Genomic DNA, 14676 nt, shown 5'->3' with positions numbered 1-14676 from the left:
TGTTACACATGTCCGACGGCAGAGGTAATGACGTTTCTCTCGGCGATGGTCCGCTCACGCGATGGCTCGGGATCATCCAGGCTCGCAGCGGCGGTCTCGCCGCGAGTGAGGCGAAGGTGGTGAACCTCCTGCTTTCGGATCCGTTGTTCGTCGGCACGAGCACGACCTCGCAGGTCGCCGCGCGCGCCGGTGTGTCCGCCCCGAGCGTGGTCCGCGCCGCGCGCGCGATCGGGTTCAACGGCTTCACCGAACTCAAGCTCGAGATCGCTCGCGCCCGTGGGACCACCGAGTTCTTCGCGCCCTCCGAAGCACTCGCCGAGAACGCCTCGACGGCCACCGTGCTGGAGACATCGGTACGAACGGGCATCGACGCGATGACCGCACTCAGTGGCGCCCTGGACCTCACCGCTCTGGACGAAGCGGTCACCGCGCTGCGAAGAGCGGGTCAAGTGATCGTCGTGGGTGCAGGCACATCCGCGGCGGTCGCCGCGGACGCCGTGTTCCGTCTCCGCGCACTCGGCGTGAAGGTTTCGGCCATCCCGGACCACGAGTCGGCGATGATCGCGATGCGCCTCCTCGGCGTCGAGGATGTCGTCATCGCCGTCAGCTCAACGGGACGCACCTCATCGACGGTCAGTGTCGCCGACGCCGCCTGCTCCGCCGGCGCGACGTTGATCGCGATCACCAATCAGTACGACACGCCGCTCGCCGTCCTCGCCGACATCGCCCTCGTCGTCGGCGGCGCACCCCTGCCGGCGCAAATGGCCGCTGCGGGAAGCCGGCTCGCCCACCTCGTCGTCATCGACGCGCTCGCAGCCGCTCTCGCCGTCCGGGACCCGGACCGAAGCCGCCGAGCCGCGCACGCGAGCATCGACCTCCCCGACATCTACTGATGCGGCCCGGCACCATTGCCATCGTCCTCGTCGCCGCGGTCGCGCATGCGGTCTGGAACACGATGTCGAAGTACAAACGAGGCGACACCATCCTGTTCGTCTGGGCCTACACCTGCGCGGCGGCGCTGCTGTGCGTGCCGATCGGCATCGCCCCCGTGATCGCCGGCACGCAGCCGGTGAGCTGGCAGCTCGCGGCCGGTTCGATCGTCTCGGCCGTACTGCACGCGGTGTACTCCTTGACACTGCAGGCCGGTTACGACCGCTTCGACCTCGGCCTGGTCTACCCCGTCGCTCGTGGGACCGGGCCCGTTCTGACGATGCTGTCCGCGATCCTCCTGCTCGGAGAGCGGCCGACCGGGATCGCGGTGATCGGTGCCATCGTCGTCGTCGCCGGCATCGTCGTCGTCGCCGGCAACCCTTTCCGAAGCGGCCAACGCCACCCCCTTCGCGGCGTGCTCTGGGGCACCGCGACCGGTGCCACGATCGCGGCGTACACCCTCTGGGACAGCTACTCGGTCACGTCCCTGCACCAGGCCCCCGTGACCTATTTCACCGGCGCGTTCCTGCTGCAGAGCCTGCTCCTGACCCCACGCGCCCTCCACCGACGGGATCAGATCCAGACCGCCATCCGGACGAACGCGGTGCCGATCCTGACCGTCGCGGTGTTCTCCCCGCTGGCCTACATCCTCGTCCTCACCGCCATGCGGACCGCCCCCGTCGCGCTCGTCGCCCCCCTGCGCGAATCCTCCATCGTCGTCGGATCCCTCCTCGCCTGGCGGCTCTTTCACGAAGCCCACCTCGCGCGCCGCATCATCGGCGCCGCGATCGTCCTCGCCGGCATCGCGGCGGTCAGCCTCTGACGCCCTCCGAGACGGACCCTCCCCTCCGACAAAGTTGGATTTTCCCTCACATAACCCAAACGATCTTTAACCGGGCCCGTCAGAACCCCCCCTCCCGGCCGGATGTCTCATCAGTTGTCCGGAAATCCGGGGGATCCATCCCGCGGAGAGCCCCAGGCCACAGAGGAGACCCATGAGCAAGATCAATCGTCTGTCCGCCCTCGTCGCCGCGGCCGCCGTCGCCGGCGGCATCGCCGCGAGCGTGCCCGTCTCGAGCGCGTTCGCCGACACCACCGCCCCCGTCACGGCCTCCTGCGCCACCGAGCACGGCAAGGTCGCCGGCAAGGTCGTCGCGGCAATGGAACTCGACGGGTTGTTGAAGGGCGACGACGGCACCGATGGCGGAAGGCTGGAGATCCTCCGCTCGGCCACGTGCCACACGGCCTGGGTTCGGGTCGTGAAGCGGAAGTCGTTCACCCGCCACGCCCACGAGACGTTCGCGCGGATCCAGTCCTACGACGCCAAGCACCACCGCTGGAACGCGCCGCACGCGACCAGTGTCCACACCCGCGGCACCGTCGAATCCCCCGCGATCCACGCCGACAAGGGCACCAGGCTCCGCGTCTCGGGCGGGTTCACCACGAAGACCGGCCACACCCCGGATGAGTTCAGCGCTGTGGACACCTACGTGGTCAAGCGCTGAGACAGGAGGTCACCGACACGCTCGGGCCCCGGTCCTGCTGGACCGGGGCCCCTCGCGGATGACGATCCACGCCCCCGATCACGACCGCCCGGCACACCGGCTCGGCCACCACCCGTGTGTTACGCGAGCGGTTCGTCGGCGGCGCTGCGGTGCGGGACCTTCTCGGCGGGGACGGTGCCCATCCGGCCGGCCTGGAAGTCCTCGAACGCTTCAAGGATCTCCTGGCGGGTGTTCATCACGAACGGGCCGTACCGCGCGATCGGCTCCCGGATCGGCAGGCCGCCGAGGATGAGGATCTCCCAGCCGTTCCGGCCGGCCAGCGGCTGCGAGTCGGCCGCCGTGACGGTGAGCGCGTCGCCCTTGCCGAAGACCGCGAGCTGCCCCTCGTCCACCGGCCGCCCGTCCGGCCCCGCCTGGCCACGGCCCGACAGGGCGTACACCAGCGCGTTGAAGTCACGCGGCCACGGCAGGGTGAGCCGCGCGCCGGGCGCGACCGTCGCGTGCAGGTAGGTGATCGGCGTGTACGTCACGCCGGGCCCCTGGTGCCCGGCCAGCTCGCCGGCGATGACCCGGACGACGGACGAGCCGTCGTCGCTGGACAGCAGCGCCACGTCACGGGACTCGATGTCCTGGTACCGCGGCGGCACCCGCTTCTGGGCGCGCGGCAGGTTCACCCACAGCTGCACGCCGTGGAAGAGCCCGCCCTTGGCGACCAGTTCGGGTGTGGGCTGTTCGATGTGCTGGATCCCGGCGCCCGCGGTCATCCACTGGGTGGCGCCGTCGGTGATCAGTCCGCCGCCGCCGGTGGTGTCCTGGTGCTGGAAGGCGCCGTCGATGATGTAGGTCACGGTCTCGAAGCCGCGGTGCGGATGCCACGGCGTGCCCTTCGCCTCACCCGGCGCGTACTCCACCGCGCCCATGTGGTCGAGCAGGAGGAACGGGTCGGCCAGCGACAGGTCGATGCCGGGGAACGGCCGGCGGACCTGGAAGCCCTCTCCTTCGAGGTGCTTGGAGGCGGTGACGACCTTGGCGACGGGCCGCCAGGCGGTGTCCTGCTCCGGCAGGCGGGGCAGTCGGGTCAGGGTCAGCGGGTCTGCGGTGACGGCGGGCATCGGGTCCTCCTCGGTCGATACGACCAGTCGAACGTGATTGAATCTTCAACTATTCCGCCGCACCCTCGCTCCGGCACGCCGAACAGCCGCACCGCACGCTAGTCCAAGCTTGTTGAATCTTCAACCAATAAGTATCATGGAGACATGAGCGAACCGCGCTGGCTCGATGCCTCCCAACAGCGTGACTGGCGCGCCTACATCGAGGGCAGCGTCCGGTTGGCCGACCTCCTCGACCGGGACCTGAAGGCCAAGCACGGGCTGACCACCGCCGAGTACGAGATCCTCGTGCGGCTGTCCGAGGCCCCCGACCGGCGGCTGCGCATGGCCGAGCTCGCCGAGTACGCGAGCCAGTCGCGGAGCCGCCTCTCCCACACCGTCGCGCGCCTGGAGTGCAAGGGTCTCGTTTCGCGCGGCACGTGCGGCGACGACAAGCGCGGAGTCAACGCCGAGCTCACCGAGAAGGGCTTCGCCTTCCTGGAGCGGGCCGCGCGCGATCACGTCGCCACCGTACGGGAGTACTTCATCGATGTCATCGACCCGGAGGATCTGAAGGCGGTCGGCCGGGCCTTCAGCGCCGTCGTCGAGCAGGTCGGCAAGGCCCGCTGAGCACAGGTCGGCCGAGGTCACGTCACGAGTTCAGCCCGGTGCAGAAGCCGAGCGAGAACAGCGTCATGAACGTCCAGCCGCACATTAGCCCGACGCCGTACAACCGGGTGAAGCCGGTCATCTTCCAGGCGAGGAAGCCGCCGAGCCCGAACGCCAGCAGCAGCAGCGCCAGCGCCTGGGCCAGCAGGCTGAAGTCCTTGCCGCCGGAGAGGTTCATCTCGAGGGCGGAGTACATCATGATCGAGTCGACGAGGATGAAGGTGACGAGTCCGCTACCGACAGCGGTGATCTCACGCATGCCGAGGGTCGGTCGCCGCTTCTCGCCCGTATCCGTCATGATCGGTCCTCGCGGATCGACTGCCCCGGCCGTAGCGGCAGACTAGTTCGCCCGCCGATCACGGACGAAGCATCGGCGCCCGCATGTAATCCTTCCGTTATGGAACGCCTGACCCTGGCCGCCGTCCTGGGTGGCGCGGCGCTGGCACTTTCGGCCTGTGGCGGAGGATCGTCCGGTACGACGGCCCGTCCACCGGCCGCGCCGGCGGCGACGTCGCCGGTCACCACTCCGGGCTCAGCCACCCCCACCTCCTCGCCTTCCGCAACGGCCTCGGCGAGGCCGCAGGCCTTCACCGCAAAGATTTCGAAGATCCCGTCGCGCGCGACGGTCAAGTACTCCTGGCACTCCGGCTGCCCGGTCGGTCTCGACGGCCTCCGGCTGATCCGGATGACGTACTGGGGCATGGACCACAAGCCGCACCAGGGCGAGATGGTGGTCAACGCCCGCGTGGCCGCCAAGGTCGTGAGCGTCTTCCACAAGCTGTACGACCAGCGCTATCCGATCCGGCGCATGGAGCTGGTCGACAAGTACAAGGGCAGCGACTTCGACTCGATCGAGGCCGACAACACCTCGGCGTTCAACTGCCGGAACGCCACGGGGTCCAGCAACTGGTCGCAGCACGCGTACGGGCTCGCCGTCGACCTCAACACGTGCGAGAACCCCTACGTGCACTCCAATGGTCACATCGAGCACCCGCGCTGCGTCAAGTACGGCGACCGCAAGCGCAAGGACCCCGGCGTGATCCACGCGGGTGACAAGGTGGTCCGGGCCTTCCGCTCGATCGGCTGGGGCTGGGGTGGCACGTGGGGCGGCCCCTGGGACTTCCAGCACTTCTCGGAGAGCGGCCACTGACCGGTCGCGGCGGGCGTGCCGCCGTCAGATGACGAGGAGCGCGATCACCACGATGACCACCAGCAGGACGACCCCGCCGCCGATGATCAGCCCGGTGTTCGGACCGGACGACGCGGAGTCTCCCCGGTTGGCGAACGCCCGGAACTGCTGGGTGCTGCCCGCAGGATCCTGTTCGTTTTTCGGCATGCACGTGAAGATAGTGGAGATACGCCGAGGTCACCGACCTTTCGCGACATCCGGCGAGACCGGGCGTGACCAGGGACGTCGGGCGGCCGGCGTCCGTGCTTTCCAACCTCGGAAGCGTCACATAACGTGACACGCATGGGCGGATCGGAAGTGCGTGCTGAAACAGCGCGCGGCGCGGCGTACGACGCTCCCTCCGGCGCCCTCCTCCTCCGGCTGCTGGACGAGCTCGGACCGGACAACCAGTACCTCATCGTCGATCGGCTCGACGCGCCCGGCACCGGCCACTACATGCAGGTGTACCGGGAGGTCGACGGGACGTTCGCCGTGGAGTATCGCGAGGGCGCGGCCGACCGGCACTTCGAGGCCGTCGCCGTCGACCTCTGGCAGGTCCACGAGGTTCTCACCGCCTGGGCGGCCGACGCACCGGGATGGCGGGACGCGTTCGACTGGCGGCACTGGCCCTCGGACGGATGAGCCTCCGGCCGGCGGACGAAGCCGAGGACAAATCAGTCGCGCACGGCGCGCCGTCCGCTTACCGTTCGACCATGGCGCTGCTCCTTTCGGTCAACATCGGACGGCCCCGGCCGAACCCGTGGAAGACAACGGGGATCACGGGCATCGACAAGCGTCCCGTCGACGGGCCGGTCGCCGTCACCGCGCCGGGGCCGAAGGGCACGGGTGCCGTCGGCCTCGCCGGTGACCGCGTGTACGACGTGCGGAACCACGGCGGCGACGACCAGGCGGTGTACGCCTACGCACGCGAGGACCTGGACGGCTGGGCGGCGGAGCTGGGCCGCGAGCTGCCGGACGGCGTCTTCGGCGAGAACCTCACGACCTCCGGCCTCGACGTGAACGGCGCCCTGATCGGCGAACGCTGGCGCGTCGGCGAGCGGGTGCTGCTCGAGGTCTCCTGCCCGCGCATCCCCTGCGGCACCTTCCAGGGCTGGATGGAGCAGCAGGGCTGGATCAAGCGGTTCACCCGGGCCGCCCTCCCCGGCGCGTACCTCCGGGTGGTCGAACCGGGCGACATCCGGGCCGGCGACTCGATCACGGTCGAGGACCGCCCGGCACACGACGTCACCGTCGCGCTGGCCTTCCGCGCCCTGACCTCCGAGCCGGAGCTGCTGCCCAGGCTGTCGGTGGCCGAGGCCCTGCCGCAAGAGGACCGGCGACGGGTACGCCGCCGCACCGGCTGACACCTCGCCCGCCTCGGCGAGACCCGGCGTGCGACAGGTGTCCGGCTCCGGCAGGTGTCCGGCGCGCGCGGCCTTGCCCGTGCCGCTAAGGTGTTGACCACTTGGAGGGTTCGCATAGTGGACTAGTGCAGGCGCCTTGAAAGCGCCCAGGGCTGGGGACAGTCCTCGTGGGTTCGAATCCCACACCCTCCGCCGAGCGAAGAGGCCGCCGCCCGTGCCGGGCGGCGGCCTCTCGCGTTCGTTCCGGGGTCAGCGCGGCCAGGCGAAGCCGTCGCCGACCGTCGCGGCCAGGACGAGGTAGGCGTCCCTCGTCGCGGGGGAGAGCTGGTCCAGCTCCACCTCCGCGCCCTCCTCCAGGTGCGGGTCGTACGGGATGCGGACGACGGCGCGGCAGCGGCTCTCGAAGTGGGCCTGCAGCCGGTCGAGATCCACCGTGCTGCGGCTGCGCGACCGCACCATCGACAGCACGACGACGCCGCCGCGGACCAGCTCGCCGTAGTGGTGGGCCTCCAGCCAGTCCAGCGTCGCCGAGGCCGAGCGGGCGCCGTCCACCGACGGCGAGCTGACCAGCACGAGCTGGTTGGCCAGGCCGAGGACGCCCGCCATCGCCGAGTGCAGCAGGCCGGTGCCGCAGTCGGTCAGGCAGATCGAGTAGAAGTGCTCCAGGACGTGCGCGACCGTGCGGTAGTCCTGCTCGCTGAACGCCTCGGACACCGCCGGGTCGCGGTCGGAGGCGAGCACCTCCAGCCGGGACGGCGACTGGGAGGTGTAGGCGCGCACGTCGGCGTACCGCTGGATCTGCTCGTGCTCGTTGAGCAGGTCGCGGACGGTCGTCGCGGTCTCCAGCCGCACCTTGTCCGACAGCGTGCCGCGGTCGGGGTTGGCGTCCACCGCGATCACCCGGTCGCCGCGCAGCGACGCGAGCGTGGCGCCGAGCCCGACCGTCGTCGTGGTCTTGCCGACGCCGCCCTTGAGGCTCATCACCGCGACCCGGTGGTGGCCGCCGGCCACCGGCGTACGGGCGCGGGCCAGCAGCTCGCGGCGGCGCAGCTCGGCCGGGGACTCGCCCGGGTGGATCACGCCGCCGGACGCCTTGTAGAGCGCGCGGCGCCAGCCGTTGGCGGGGGCCTGCCGCCGGCCGCGCAGCAGCGTGTCGGCGCTGAGGCTGTCGGAGGTCGGCCCGGCGCCCTGCTGCTGGGCGTACGTCTCCGGCAGCGGCTGGAACGGCGGGCCGTCGTCCGGCTGTGCGTACGACGGCGCCTCCTGCGGGAACGGCGGCGCCTCCTGCTGGGGGAAGGGCGGGGCGTCCTGCCGGCCGCCGTACGGCGCGGCCTCGGGCCGGCCGCCGTACTGCGGTGGGGCGTAGGGCTGGCCCGGCTGCTCGGCGGGGCGGCCGGGGTACTGCTGGGGTCCGTAGTCGGGTCCGGGGTACTGCGCCGAGTAGTCCGGAGCCGCGCCGGGATAGGGCTGGCCCTGCTCGGCCGCCGGGTAACCGGCCGGCGGTGGCGCGTACGGCGCCGGGCCGAACCCCGGAGCGGAGTACTGCGGGTAGCCCGGGTAGCCGCCGTCGCCGTACACCTCGAAGCCGTCCGCCTGGGTGACCTCGGCGATGGGGCGCTGCTGCTGCTCGACGAACTGGGTCCGCTCGGCGTCGTCGAGGTCCGGCTCCCGGTCGGCCGCGGGATCGGCCGGCGGGGACGGCTGCTGCACGTCGTAGGGCGCCGAGCCGTCGTCCGGATCCACGGGCCCGGCGTCGTACGGCTGGGCCGGTGCCTCGTCCGTACGGTCGTCCTGCGGGTGCCGGCCGGAGTTCCGCTGCTCGGCCGCCCCGCCGTCCTGGGGCTCCTGCGCGGAGCCGGGGAAGCCCTGCTGCGGGAAGGGAAGGAAGCCGGGACCGTACTCCTGCGACGGCGCGCCCGGGAACTGCGGGGGCACGCCGAACTCCGGCGGCGGCGGATACCCCGGCGTCCCGAAGGCGTGCGGCGGCTGCCCCTCACCGGCCGGCCGCTCCTCGTCGGCCGGCTGCGCCGCGTCCGCCGGCGGCGCGGGGAACATCGGCGCCGGAGGGGTGTTCGTCCACGGGTTGGGCGGCGCGGCCTCCTCCGCGGCTTGGTCCCGCGGCTCGGCGGACTCACTGTTCATGGCATCAAGAGACGCGAGCTGCTCTTCAAGAGAACGGCCCGTTTTATCCTGATCGTTCTTGGCCACCAGGTCCCCCTCGCGGACGCGCAGTGGATGAATCAGCACGATATGTTCATCCGCAGCCTAAGCCACCACAGGCATTGACCAATACCGTGTCGCTGGAGCATCCCCGGCTACCGTGAAACCCATGCATGCCATCGTCATCGAAAAACCGGGCGATCCAGACGTATTGCACTGGAGCGAAGTGCCCGACCCCGTCATCGGTCATGACGAGGTGTTGCTCGACGTCGTTGCGGCAGGTGTCAACCGCGCCGATACCCTGCAACGACGGGGATTTTATCCACCACCGGAAGGCGCATCGGAGTATCCGGGCCTCGAAGTGTCCGGGCGCGTCGCCGCGGTCGGCGACGGCGTCACCGGATGGAAGGTCGGCGACGAGGCCTGCGCGCTCCTCAGCGGGGGCGGATATGCCACCCGCGCGGCCGTGCCCGCGGGACAGCTCCTGCCCGTTCCGCGGGGCCTGAGTCTGGTCGAGGCGGCCGCCCTGCCGGAGGTCGCCTGCACCGTCTGGTCGAACGTCTTCATGGTGGCCGGGCTCGGCGCGGGCGAGTCGCTGCTCGTGCACGGCGGTTCGAGCGGGATCGGGACGATGGCCATCCAGCTCGCCAAGGCGCACGGGGCACGGGTGCTGTGCACGGCCGGCACCGAGGAGAAGCTGCAGCGCTGCCGGGAGCTGGGCGCCGACGTCGCGATCAACTACCGCACGGAGGACTTCGTCGAGGCGGCCCGCCCCGTCGACGTGATCCTCGACATCATGGGCGCCAAGTACCTCCCCCGCAACATCGACGCCCTCGGCACCGGCGGCCGCCTCGTCGTCATCGGCCTGCAGGGCGGCGGGGTGGGAGAGCTCGACCTGAGCAAGCTGCTGGCGAAACGGGCGTCCGTGCACGCAACCTCGCTGCGCGCCCGGCCGTTGAAGGAGAAGGCCGAAATCGTCGCGGCGGTACGCGAGGGCGTGTGGCCGTTGCTGGAGGACGGGACCGTACGCCCGATCGTGGACCGTACCCTTCCCATGGCGGACGCCGCCACGGCGCACCGCGTGATGGAGGAGAGCACGCACGTCGGCAAGATCGTTCTAACGGTGTGAGACTGGGACATCTATGAATAATCCACTGAACAGCGAAGACCCACAGGTCGTCGTCGTCGGGCCCAACGGCATGCCCATCGTGGCCGGGGAGCCCAAGGGCGACGGCGAGTCGGAGGAACGACCGGTCACCGAGATGGTCGAGCAGCCGGCCAAGGTCATGCGCATCGGCAGCATGATCCGCCAGCTCCTGGAGGAGGTCCGGGCCGCCCCGCTCGACGAGGCCAGCCGAGCGCGCCTGGCCGAGATCCACCAGCGCTCCATCAAGGAGCTCGAGGACGGCCTGGCACCCGAGCTGATCGCGGAGCTGGGACGCATCTCGCTGCCGTTCACCGACACCGGGGTCACCCCGAGCGAGGCCGAGCTCCGCGTCGCACAGGCGCAGCTCGTCGGCTGGCTCGAGGGCCTGTTCCACGGCATCCAGACCACGCTGTTCGCCCAGCAGATGGCGGCCCGCGCCCAGCTGGAGCAGATGCGGCGCGCCCTTCCCCCCGGCGTCATCCCCCAGCAGGACGACCCGGGCAACGGCCGCTCGTCCGGCCCGTACCTGTAAACCGTCAGGCGGCGCGGGACCGGCCCACGCCGGCTCCCGCGCCGACCCCCGACCGCCGGGGCCGGTCAGCCGGGGAAGAGCTCCTCGATCGTGCGGGCGACGCCGTCCTCGTCGTTGGCCGGCACCTTGTGGTGGACGGCCGCCAGCACCTCCGGATGCGCGTTCGCCACGGCGTACGAGCGGCCCGCCCACTCCAGCATCGGCAGGTCGTTCGGCATGTCGCCGAACGCCACGACGTCGGCGGCCTCGACGCCGTACCGGCCGCACAGCTCGGCGAGCGTGCTCGCCTTGGACACCCCCGGCGCGCTGATCTCGATCAGCCGGTCGCCGTTCGAGTGGGTCGGCAGCACCAGGTCGCCCACGAGCCGTCGCGCCTCGGCCAGCAGGGCGTCGGCCTCCAGCTCGGGGTGGCGGGCCAGCAGCTTGGCCGCCGGCCGGGCCACCAGCTCCCTGATCGGCGTCGGCGTACGGGGCGTCTGCGAGTCCCAGTACGAAAGCTCGAAGCCGTGCGCGTAGAGCATCCCGTCGTCGTACTCGGCCGCGAAGCCCAGACCCGGCAGCGCCTCACCGAGCACCGCGACCGCCGTACGCAGCCGGTCGACGGGGATGAGGTGCGTGTCCACGACCTGCTCGGTGTGCAGGTCGTAGGTGATCGCGCCGTTCGCGCAGATCGCCAGGCCCCGGTGCGCGACCAGGTGGGCGACGGACCGCATCCAGCGCGGCGGGCGGCCCGTCACGAGGACGAGCATGGCACCCGCCCGCTCGACACGGGCGAACGCCGCCACGGTGCGCTCGGACACCGTGTAGTCACTGCGGACGACGGTGCCGTCCAGGTCCGTGGCGACGACCCGGGGAGTCATCGCGTGACGGGCTCGAGCACCTCGCGTCCGAGGTACTTGCGCAACGCCTCCGGAACCCGCACGGAGCCGTCGGCCTGCTGGTGGTTCTCCAGGATCGCGACGATCCACCGGGTGGTGGCCAGCGTGCCGTTCAGCGTCGCCACCGGACGGGTGCGGCCCTCGCCGTCGCGGAAGCGCACGGACAGCCGGCGCGCCTGGAACTCGGTGCAGTTGGAGGTCGAGGTCAGCTCGCGGTAGCGGCTCTGCGTCGGCACCCAGGCCTCGCAGTCGTACTTGCGGGCCGCGCTCGCTCCGAGGTCGCCCGCCGCCACGTCGATCACGCGGTACGGCAACTCGACCTTGGCGAGCATCTGCTTCTCCCAGTTCAGCAGGCGAAGGTGCTCCTCGTGCGCGTCCTCCGGATCGCAGTAGGAGAACATCTCGACCTTGTCGAACTGGTGCACCCGGATGATGCCGCGGGTGTCCTTGCCGTACGAGCCGGCCTCCCGCCGGAAACAGGACGACCAGCCGACGTACCGCCGGGGCAGCGCATCGACGATCTCGTCGCGGTGGTAGGCCGCGAGCGGCACCTCGGAGGTGCCCACGAGGTACAGGTCGTCCTCGGGCAGGTGGTAGACCTCCGACGCGTGCGCGCCGAGGAACCCGGTGCCCTCCATGGACTCCGGCTTCACCAGGACCGGCGGGATCATGGGGGTGAAGCCGGCCTCGATCGCCTGCTCCATCGCCAGGTTGAGCAGCGCCATCTGCAGCTGCGCGCCCACCCCGGTCAGGAAGTAGAACCGGGCACCGGAGACCTTCGCGCCGCGCTCCATGTCGATGGCCCCGAGCCGCTCGCCGAGCTCCAGGTGGTCCTTCGGCTCGAAGTCGAACGCGGGCGGCGTGCCGATGGTCTCCAGGACGACGTAGTCCTCCTCGCCGCCTTCGGGCGCGTCCTCCTCCACGACGTTCGGCACGGTGAACAGGAGGGCCTGCAGCTCCTGGTCGAGCCGCTGGGCCTCGGCGTCGGCCTCCTTCACCTGCTGGGCGAGCTCCTTGGCCCGGTCCAGCAGCTTCTGCCGCTCATCGCCCTGCGCCTTCGACACCGACTTGCCGAAACTCTTCTGCTCCGCGCGCAGCGACTCGAAGGCGCTCAGCGCGGATCGGCGCCGCTCGTCCAGGCCGAGCAGCGCGTCGACGACGGCCTCGTCCTCGCCCCGGGCGCGCTGACTCGCGCGCAACCGGTCGGGATCGTTTCGAAGGGCTCGCAGGTCAATCACAGACACGAGGCTACCGCCCGCCCCGCCCCCGGACCGACCGGATAACCGATCATCCGGCCGATCCGGCCGATCCGGCCGACAGCGGCCGGGCGGCCCGGATGGCAGAGTCGCGGGCATGGATGATCTCTCATTCGCGCTCTTCCTGGCCGACCGGGCGGACGCCGTCACGATGGGCCGGTTCCGGCGTGCCGACCTCGACGTGCGGACCAAGCCCGACCGGTCCGCGGTGACGGAGGCCGACCTCGCGACCGAGCGGGAGCTGCGGGCACTGATCGCCGAGCACCGGCCGGACGACGGCGTCCTCGGCGAGGAGTTCGACGAGACGCCGGGCGAAGGCCGCCGCTGGATCCTCGACCCGGTCGACCACACCGACAACTACACGCGGGGCATCGAGGTCTACGCGACGCTGATCGCGCTGGAGGAGCACGGGCGGATCACCGTCGGCGTCGTGTCGGCTCCCGCGATGGGCCGCCGCTGGTGGGCGGCGCGCGGCCACGGCGCGTACACCAGCGGGCCGCCGTGGCTCGGCGCGCCGGACGCGGCGCGCGAGGGCCGGCGGATCCAGGTGTCCGGGGTCGGCGACCTGGCGGACGTCCACCTCTCGTACGCGGCGCTGGATCACTGGGAGTCGCGCGGCCTCGTCCCCGGCCTGCTCGGCCTGTCGAGGGCCGCGCGGTACGAGTTCGCCTCGGCCTGCTTCTGGGGGCAGATGCTGGTGGCGGAGGGCCGCTGCGACGTCAGCCTCAACCCGCGCGGCAAGATCTGGGACAACGCGCCGATCCAGGTGATCGTCGAGGAGGCCGGCGGGCGGTTCAGCGATCTGGCGGGCGAGCCGCGCATCGACCGGAACTGCGCCATCGTCACGAACGGCCTCCTGCACGACACCGTCCTGGCCCGGCTGTCCGACCGGCGCTCCTAGATTGATCTTGCGATCGACTCGTCGGCGGTGGCTCCGGGACCGGAGCCGCCGCCGTATCGCGTCAGAGGTCGTGGCCGGAGCGGATGGCGTGCAGCCAGGCGGACGCCTCGGCGAAATCGCTGTCGTGGGTGCCCCGCCGGATCTCGATGCGGCCCTGGTCGGCGCGCGGGTAGCTGCCGAGGAACCGCACGTCGGAGCAGATGCGGCGCAGGCCCATGAGCGCCTCGCCGACCCGCGCGTCCGCCACGTGGCCCTCACAGTCGATCCAGAAGCGGTAGCGCCCGAAGCCGCCTCCGGTCGGCCGGGACTGGATCAGGGTCAGGTTGACGCCGCGGACCGCGAACTCGGTGAGGAACTCCAGCAGCGCACCCGGGTGGTCGTCGGTGATGTACGCCATCAGCGAGGTGCGGTCGAACCCGGTCGGCGCCGCGGGCGGACCGGGCCGCCGGACGAGGACGAACCGGGTCACCGCGCCCGGACGGTCGGCGATGCTCTCCGCGGCGGGCACGAGGCCGTACCGCTCGCCCGCGATCGGCGCGGCGATCGCGGCGTCGAAGCCCGACGTGGGGTCGGCGACGGCCATGGCGGCGCCGGCGGTGGACGTCCCGGTCGCCACGTGGGCGTCCGGGAGCGTACGGGCCAGCCAGCGGCGGCACTGCGCGTGCGCGTGCGGGTGGGTGCAGATGTTCTTGATGTCCTCCAGCGCGGTGCCCGGCCGTACGAGCAGCGCGAACTCCACCGGGATGAGCACCTCGCCGGTGATGAGCAGCACGTCGCCGTCGGCGAGCTCGTCCACGGTCGTGGTCACCGGGCCCTCGACGGAGTTCTCCAGGGGGACCATCGCGGCGTCCGCGTCGCCGCGGCGGACCGCGTCCAGCGCCATCGGCACGGTGGTGAACGGCTCCCGGCTGCCCCGCCGCGCCTCGGGCAGGGTGAGGAGGGCGGCCTCGGTGAAGGTGCCCTCAGGGCCGAAATAGGCGAAGAGCTCGGGTCGGTCGGCCGGTGCGGCCACGTTTCGCGGGCTGTCGTCGGTCACGGAGTCCCCTTTGCCGCTGCTGGACAGATCCGGCGTCACCCC

At 71.2% G+C, this 14676-nt stretch carries 17 protein-coding genes and 1 tRNA gene; 11 read left to right on the top strand and 7 right to left on the bottom strand.

The genetic code is table 11. The features are described 5' to 3' along the window. Window positions 1-8 precede the first annotated feature (8 nt). From NDW01_RS18120 to NDW01_RS18110, 3 genes are all read left to right on the top strand, one after another. Window positions 9-893 (top strand): MurR/RpiR family transcriptional regulator, encoded by an 885-nt coding sequence (locus tag NDW01_RS18120; RefSeq protein WP_252822011.1) that lies wholly within the window; start codon window positions 9-11, stop codon window positions 891-893. Next, a complete protein-coding gene (locus NDW01_RS18115) occupies window positions 893-1753 on the top strand; it encodes a DMT family transporter (RefSeq protein ID WP_252822008.1) in 861 nt (286 codons plus the stop codon). Before NDW01_RS18120 ends, NDW01_RS18115 begins: the two co-directional genes overlap by 1 nt. A gap of 172 nt (window positions 1754-1925) precedes the next feature. Continuing rightward, window positions 1926-2435: a hypothetical protein gene (locus NDW01_RS18110; protein ID WP_252822006.1), complete on the top strand. Its 510-nt coding sequence runs from the start codon at window positions 1926-1928 to the stop codon at window positions 2433-2435. A 119-nt stretch (window positions 2436-2554) separates the two neighbouring features. Here NDW01_RS18110 and NDW01_RS18105 read toward each other — a convergent pair whose 3' ends face one another. Beyond that, window positions 2555-3547, bottom strand: coding sequence for a pirin family protein (locus NDW01_RS18105; RefSeq protein WP_252822004.1), 993 nt, complete (start codon window positions 3545-3547; stop codon window positions 2555-2557). Window positions 3548-3691: 144 nt separating this feature from the next. Here NDW01_RS18105 and NDW01_RS18100 point away from each other — a divergent pair, with 144 nt between their 5' ends. Beyond that, window positions 3692-4153 carry a MarR family winged helix-turn-helix transcriptional regulator gene (locus NDW01_RS18100; RefSeq protein WP_252785137.1) on the top strand — a complete coding sequence of 154 codons (462 nt, stop codon included), beginning with the start codon at window positions 3692-3694 and terminating at the stop codon, window positions 4151-4153. 22 nt (window positions 4154-4175) lie between these two features. On the opposite strand, the gene NDW01_RS18095 is transcribed toward NDW01_RS18100, so the two are convergent. Further along, a complete protein-coding gene (locus tag NDW01_RS18095; RefSeq protein ID WP_252785138.1) occupies window positions 4176-4490 on the bottom strand; it encodes a hypothetical protein in 315 nt (104 codons plus the stop codon). 99 nt (window positions 4491-4589) lie between these two features. Here NDW01_RS18095 and NDW01_RS18090 point away from each other — a divergent pair, with 99 nt between their 5' ends. Beyond that, window positions 4590-5342, top strand: coding sequence for a M15 family metallopeptidase (locus NDW01_RS18090; protein WP_252822002.1), 753 nt, complete (start codon window positions 4590-4592; stop codon window positions 5340-5342). 24 nt (window positions 5343-5366) lie between these two features. Here the strand turns inward: NDW01_RS18090 and NDW01_RS18085 are convergent, their stop codons facing one another. After that, a complete protein-coding gene (locus tag NDW01_RS18085) occupies window positions 5367-5528 on the bottom strand; it encodes a hypothetical protein (protein ID WP_252785146.1) in 162 nt (53 codons plus the stop codon). Window positions 5529-5663: 135 nt separating this feature from the next. On the opposite strand from NDW01_RS18085, the gene NDW01_RS18080 reads away from it, so the two are divergent. The 3 genes from NDW01_RS18080 to NDW01_RS18070 all read left to right on the top strand — a co-directional run bounded on the left by NDW01_RS18080 (window position 5664) and on the right by NDW01_RS18070 (window position 6916). Beyond that, complete coding sequence (locus NDW01_RS18080; protein WP_252822000.1) at window positions 5664-6002, top strand: hypothetical protein; 339 nt, start codon at window positions 5664-5666, stop codon at window positions 6000-6002. A 71-nt stretch (window positions 6003-6073) separates the two neighbouring features. Beyond that, window positions 6074-6724 (top strand): MOSC domain-containing protein, encoded by a 651-nt coding sequence (locus NDW01_RS18075; RefSeq protein WP_252821998.1) that lies wholly within the window; start codon window positions 6074-6076, stop codon window positions 6722-6724. A 103-nt stretch (window positions 6725-6827) separates the two neighbouring features. Beyond that, a tRNA-Ser gene (locus NDW01_RS18070) sits at window positions 6828-6916 on the top strand. Between the two features lie 57 nt (window positions 6917-6973). Here the strand turns inward: NDW01_RS18070 and NDW01_RS18065 are convergent. Then, a complete protein-coding gene (locus tag NDW01_RS18065; protein WP_252821996.1) occupies window positions 6974-8866 on the bottom strand; it encodes a MinD/ParA family ATP-binding protein in 1893 nt (630 codons plus the stop codon). 187 nt (window positions 8867-9053) lie between these two features. Between NDW01_RS18065 and NDW01_RS18060 the strand changes: the two genes are divergently transcribed. Both NDW01_RS18060 and NDW01_RS18055 read left to right on the top strand, forming a co-directional pair. Then, a complete protein-coding gene (locus tag NDW01_RS18060) occupies window positions 9054-10013 on the top strand; it encodes an NAD(P)H-quinone oxidoreductase (RefSeq protein WP_252821993.1) in 960 nt (319 codons plus the stop codon). A 13-nt stretch (window positions 10014-10026) separates the two neighbouring features. Next, window positions 10027-10563 (top strand): bacterial proteasome activator family protein, encoded by a 537-nt coding sequence (locus NDW01_RS18055; RefSeq protein WP_305883792.1) that lies wholly within the window; start codon window positions 10027-10029, stop codon window positions 10561-10563. A 65-nt stretch (window positions 10564-10628) separates the two neighbouring features. Here NDW01_RS18055 and NDW01_RS18050 read toward each other — a convergent pair whose 3' ends face one another. Then, the gene (locus NDW01_RS18050) at window positions 10629-11423 is read right to left on the bottom strand and encodes an HAD family hydrolase (protein WP_252785156.1); all 795 of its coding nucleotides are present in this window, start codon (window positions 11421-11423) and stop codon (window positions 10629-10631) included. After that, window positions 11420-12679, bottom strand: a complete 1260-nt coding sequence (gene serS, locus NDW01_RS18045; protein WP_252821990.1) for a serine--tRNA ligase — start codon at window positions 12677-12679, stop codon at window positions 11420-11422. The genes NDW01_RS18050 and serS overlap by 4 nt, the downstream gene beginning before the upstream one ends. A gap of 115 nt (window positions 12680-12794) precedes the next feature. Between serS and NDW01_RS18040 the strand changes: the two genes are divergently transcribed. Next, window positions 12795-13598 (top strand): inositol monophosphatase family protein, encoded by an 804-nt coding sequence (locus tag NDW01_RS18040; RefSeq protein WP_252821987.1) that lies wholly within the window; start codon window positions 12795-12797, stop codon window positions 13596-13598. 61 nt (window positions 13599-13659) lie between these two features. Here NDW01_RS18040 and pheA read toward each other — a convergent pair whose 3' ends face one another. Next, a complete protein-coding gene (pheA, locus tag NDW01_RS18035) occupies window positions 13660-14634 on the bottom strand; it encodes a prephenate dehydratase (protein ID WP_252821985.1) in 975 nt (324 codons plus the stop codon). Between the last annotated feature and the right edge of the window lie 42 nt (window positions 14635-14676).

The sequence above is a fragment of the Actinoallomurus soli genome (assembly GCF_024055715.1).
GTDB lineage: Bacteria > Actinomycetota > Actinomycetes > Streptosporangiales > Streptosporangiaceae > Actinoallomurus > Actinoallomurus soli.
This window is presented reverse-complemented; position numbering and strand designations above follow the sequence as displayed.

Bases quoted from the DNA above. Each gene is read 5' to 3' on its own strand.
- NDW01_RS18120 (WP_252822011.1), top strand. From the start codon at position 9: ATGTCCGACGGCAGAGGTAATGACGTTTCTCTCGGCGATGGTCCGCTC.
- NDW01_RS18115 (WP_252822008.1), top strand. From the start codon at position 893: ATGCGGCCCGGCACCATTGCCATCGTCCTCGTCGCCGCGGTCGCGCAT.
- NDW01_RS18110 (WP_252822006.1), top strand. From the start codon at position 1,926: ATGAGCAAGATCAATCGTCTGTCCGCCCTCGTCGCCGCGGCCGCCGTC.
- NDW01_RS18105 (WP_252822004.1), bottom strand. From the start codon at position 3,547: ATGCCCGCCGTCACCGCAGACCCGCTGACCCTGACCCGACTGCCCCGC.
- NDW01_RS18100 (WP_252785137.1), top strand. From the start codon at position 3,692: ATGAGCGAACCGCGCTGGCTCGATGCCTCCCAACAGCGTGACTGGCGC.
- NDW01_RS18095 (WP_252785138.1), bottom strand. From the start codon at position 4,490: ATGACGGATACGGGCGAGAAGCGGCGACCGACCCTCGGCATGCGTGAG.
- NDW01_RS18090 (WP_252822002.1), top strand. From the start codon at position 4,590: ATGGAACGCCTGACCCTGGCCGCCGTCCTGGGTGGCGCGGCGCTGGCA.
- NDW01_RS18085 (WP_252785146.1), bottom strand. From the start codon at position 5,528: ATGCCGAAAAACGAACAGGATCCTGCGGGCAGCACCCAGCAGTTCCGG.
- NDW01_RS18080 (WP_252822000.1), top strand. From the start codon at position 5,664: ATGGGCGGATCGGAAGTGCGTGCTGAAACAGCGCGCGGCGCGGCGTAC.
- NDW01_RS18075 (WP_252821998.1), top strand. From the start codon at position 6,074: ATGGCGCTGCTCCTTTCGGTCAACATCGGACGGCCCCGGCCGAACCCG.
- NDW01_RS18065 (WP_252821996.1), bottom strand. From the start codon at position 8,866: ATGAACAGTGAGTCCGCCGAGCCGCGGGACCAAGCCGCGGAGGAGGCC.
- NDW01_RS18060 (WP_252821993.1), top strand. From the start codon at position 9,054: ATGCATGCCATCGTCATCGAAAAACCGGGCGATCCAGACGTATTGCAC.
- NDW01_RS18055 (WP_305883792.1), top strand. From the start codon at position 10,027: ATGAATAATCCACTGAACAGCGAAGACCCACAGGTCGTCGTCGTCGGG.
- NDW01_RS18050 (WP_252785156.1), bottom strand. From the start codon at position 11,423: ATGACTCCCCGGGTCGTCGCCACGGACCTGGACGGCACCGTCGTCCGC.
- NDW01_RS18040 (WP_252821987.1), top strand. From the start codon at position 12,795: ATGGATGATCTCTCATTCGCGCTCTTCCTGGCCGACCGGGCGGACGCC.